The organism is Bartonella sp. MM73XJBT.G (assembly GCF_028618435.1).
Taxonomy (GTDB): domain Bacteria; phylum Pseudomonadota; class Alphaproteobacteria; order Rhizobiales; family Rhizobiaceae; genus Bartonella.
Map to the genome: position 1 here is coordinate 1 of NZ_JAQISW010000048.1, position 4215 is coordinate 4215.

The 4215-nt window shown below is 41.5% G+C and carries 1 pseudogene; it reads left to right on the plus strand.

Annotation, left to right across the window (positions count from 1 at the left end):
- Positions 1 to 4215 (plus strand): annotated as a pseudogene (locus PVV59_RS09440) (hypothetical protein); the annotation flags it as partial.

Here is a 4215-nt window from a genome sequence, read left to right on the forward strand (position 1 = left end):
CTTGTTAAGTGGGATGAAGAGAAACAAGTAGTCAAGATTGGTGCAGAAAAACACGGTAATACAATCACAATTTCTGATCAGGATAGTAAAGACAGAATCCTTTCAGGAGTTAAGGATGCAGAGCATAACAATGAAGCAGTTAACAAAGGTCAGCTTGATGATAATGTGACTAAGCTTTCTGATAAAATTGCAGAAGTACGTTCATTCGCCGTTTTCTACGATGACGAAGAAGATTCAGATGAAACAAATTTTCTTACCAGATCATTACGTAAAGTTAATAAGAATAGTGTTACTTTTGGAGATCCTAACACAGGCACTGTTGGTTTGCATAATGTTGGTAATGGTGGAATTTCTTCTGAATCCCATGATGCGGTTAATGGTTCACAGCTTTATGCTCTAGGAAGCGGTGTTGCTACGTCTTTAGGTGGTGACGCAAGCTATGAAGATGGCAAGTGGATCGCTGCTAAATTTAAGGTTAAGACCTTCAGTGAAGATGAAACGGAAGATACGAAGGAATATGAGACTGTAGCAGCTGCCTTTGATGGCGTTAATGTCGCTTTCACAAACTTTGGTAACAAAATCACCAATCAGATTAAGCAAGAGCTTGGTAATCAGATCAGCGAGCAGATTAAGAGTGATGCATTGTCATGGAATGATGGGGAGAAAGCGTATGATGCAGGTCATGGAGTAGAAAGAGCAAGAAGTAACAGTAAGATTATGCATCTTGCGGATGGAACGGTTTCTTCTGGTTCAAGTGATGCAGTTAATGGTTCACAGCTCTATGCTCTAGGGAGCGGTGTTGCTACGTCTTTAGGTGGTGACGCAAGCTATGAGGATGGCAAGTGGGTCGCTCCTACATTCCATTTTAAGAGTTTCAATGACAATGGTGATGTTACTGATACGACTTATACTGATGTAACCTCTGCCTTTATAGGTGTTGGAGATTCATTTGAGAAAGTTAAAGATCAGTTTGCGAATATTAAGGATGACATTGGCAAAGAGATCAACGCAGTTCAAAGTGATGCTTTGTTGTGGGATGGTACTAAAGGTGCGTTTGTCGCAGAGCATGGCGAACAAGGAGCAAGAACGAATAGCAAGATTACATCACTTGCCAATGGAGATATTAATGTTAGCTCCAGTGATGCAGTAGCTGGTAATCAACTCTATGCTCTAGGGAGCAGTATTACAAAGGCATTGGGTGGTGAAGCCAGCTATGAGGATGGCAAGTGGGTTGCTCCTACATTCCATTTTAAGAGTTTCAACGACAATGGTGATGTTACTGATACGACTTATACTGATGTAACCTCTGCCTTTACAGGTGTTGGAGATTCATTTGAGAAAGTTAAAGATCAGTTTGCGAATATTAAGGATGATATTGGCAAAGAGATCAGCACAGTTCAAAGTGATGCTTTGTTGTGGGATGGCACTAAAGGTGCGTTTGTCGCAGAGCATGGTGAACAAGGAGCAAGAACGAATAGCAAGATTACATCACTTGCCAATGGAGATATTAATTCTGGTTCAAGTGATGCAGTAGCTGGTAATCAACTTCATACTCTAGGGAGCGGTGTTGCTACGTCTTTAGGTGGTGACGCAAGCTATGAGGATGGGAAGTGGGTCGCTCCTACATTCCATTTTAAGAGTTTCAACGACAATGGTGATGTTACTGACACGACTTATACTGATGTAACCTCTGCCTTTACTGGTGTTGGAAATTCATTTGAGAAAGTTAAAGATCAATTTGCAAATATTAAGGATGACATTGGCAAAGAGATCAGCGCAGTTCAAAGTGATGCTTTGTTGTGGGATGGTACTAAAGGTGCGTTTGTCGCAGAGCATGGCGAACAAGGAGCAAGAACGAATAGCAAGATTACATCACTTGCCAATGGTAGTATCACTAAAGATTCCACGGATGCGGTTACGGGCGGTCAGCTTTATTCGATGAACAATGCATTAGCGAGCTATTTTGGTGGTGGTGCTGAATATAAGGATGGTCAATGGATAGCACCAAGCTTTAAGGTTCATACAGTGAGTTCTGATGGTGGTAAGGTTGAAGAGCAGAGCTATGATAGTGTTGCAGCTGCCTTTGAAGGTGTTGGAAGTTCTTTTACAAATCTTCATAATGAAGTGACGAATGCTGTTACGAATATTAATAATCACATCAATAATGTTGTTAGTGATAGTCTTGTTAAACAAGATGAGAAGACACATGTTATCGCAGTTGGAGGTGAAAAGAGCGGAACTGAAGTTACGTTTGCGAATACTGATGGAGCGTCACGGATTCTCACAGGTGTAAAATCAGGAGCGCTTACAGAAATGTCGACTGATGCAGTGAATGGTTCTCAACTTTATTCGATGAACAATGCATTAGCGAGCTATTTTGGTGGTGGTGCTATGTATGAGAATGATCAATGGACAGCACCAAGCTTTAAGGTTCATACAGTGAGTTCTGATGGCAGCAAGGTTGAAGAGCAGAGCTATGATAGTGTAGCAGCTGCCTTTGAAGGTGTTGGAAGTTCTTTCACGAATATTCATAAAGAGCTTAAGAATGAGATTAACCAAGTTGTGGGAGAGAGTCTTGTTAAGCAAGATGAGAATACACATGTTATTGCAGTTGGAGGTGAAAAGAGTGGAACTGAAGTTACGTTTGCGAATACTGATGGAGCGTCACGGAGCCTCACAGGTGTAAAATCAGGAGCGCTTACAGAAACATCGGTTGATGCAGTGAATGGTTCTCAACTTTTTGCGACCAATCAAAATGTTACGACAGTAACGAATGATCTTAAAACGGTTTCTGAAAATACTTCGAATTTCTTAGGAGGTGGTGCAGATGTATTGAAAAGTATTGCGCCGACTTATACAGTTCAGGATAAGAGTTATCAGAGTGTAGCAGATGCATTTGGTGGTGTTGATCGTTCATTCACAGAACTTCATGAGGAGATTGCAAAAAATACGAGTGATCTTTCAGATACGATTAAGCAAAATGCTTTGTTATGGAGTGATAATGATCATGCTTTTGTAGCGATCCATGGAACTGATGCTGACAAGAAGAACAGCAAGATCACCTCTCTTGCGAATGGTAGCATCACTAAAGATTCCACGGATGCGATCAATGGTTCACAGCTCTATGCTCTAGGGAGTGGTGTTGCAAAGACATTGGGTGGTGACGCAAGCTATGAAGATGGCAAGTGGGTTGCACCTATATTCCATTTTAAGAGTTTCAACGACAATGGTGATGTTACTGACACGACTTATACTGATGTAACCTCTGCCTTTACAGGTGTTGGAGATTCATTTGAGAAAGTTAAAGATCAGTTTGCGAATATTAAGGATGACATTGGCAAAGAGATCAACGCAGTTCAAAGTGATGCTTTGTTGTGGGATGGCACGAAAGGTGCGTTTGTTGCAGAGCATGGCAAAGAAGGTAGCAAAACGAATAGCAAGATTACATCACTTGCCAATGGTAGTATCACTAAAGATTCCACGGATGCGGTTACGGGCGGTCAGCTTTATTCGATGAACAATGCATTAGCGAGCTATTTTGGTGGTGGAGCTAAGTATGAGAATGGTCAGTGGACGGCTCCAAGCTTTAAGGTTAATACAGTAAGTGCTGATGGTGGTAAGGTTGAAGAACAGAGCTATGATAATGTAGCCAAAGCCTTTGCGAGTGTTGGTACATCTTTTAGCAATCTTCATAATGAAGTGACGAATGCTGTTACGGATATTAATAATCACATCAACAATGTTGTTAGTGATAGTCTTGTTAAGCAGGATGAAGAGAGCAAGGTTATCAAGATAGGAGCGGAAAAAGGTGGTACTAGCATTAACATTGCCAATAGTGGAGATGCAGCGCGGAGCCTTTTAGGGGTAAAAGCAGGATTGCTTACAGAAGACTCGACAGAAGCAGTGAATGGCTCACAGCTTTATTCGATGAGTAATACGCTTGCGAGCTATTTAGGTGGTGGTGCTGGCTATAAGGAAGGAAAATGGAGTGCTCCAAGCTTTAAGGTTAACACTATCAGTGAAGATGGTAGCAAAGTTGAAGAGAAGAGCTATGATGATGTAGTGAAAGCCTTTGCTGGTGTAGGAAGTTCATTCACGAATATCCATAAAGAGCTTAAGAATGAGATTACGAAAGTTGTAGGAGACAGTCTTGTTAAGCAAGATAAGGAGACACGTGTCATTGCGGTTGGAGGTGAAAAGAGCGGCACAGAAGTT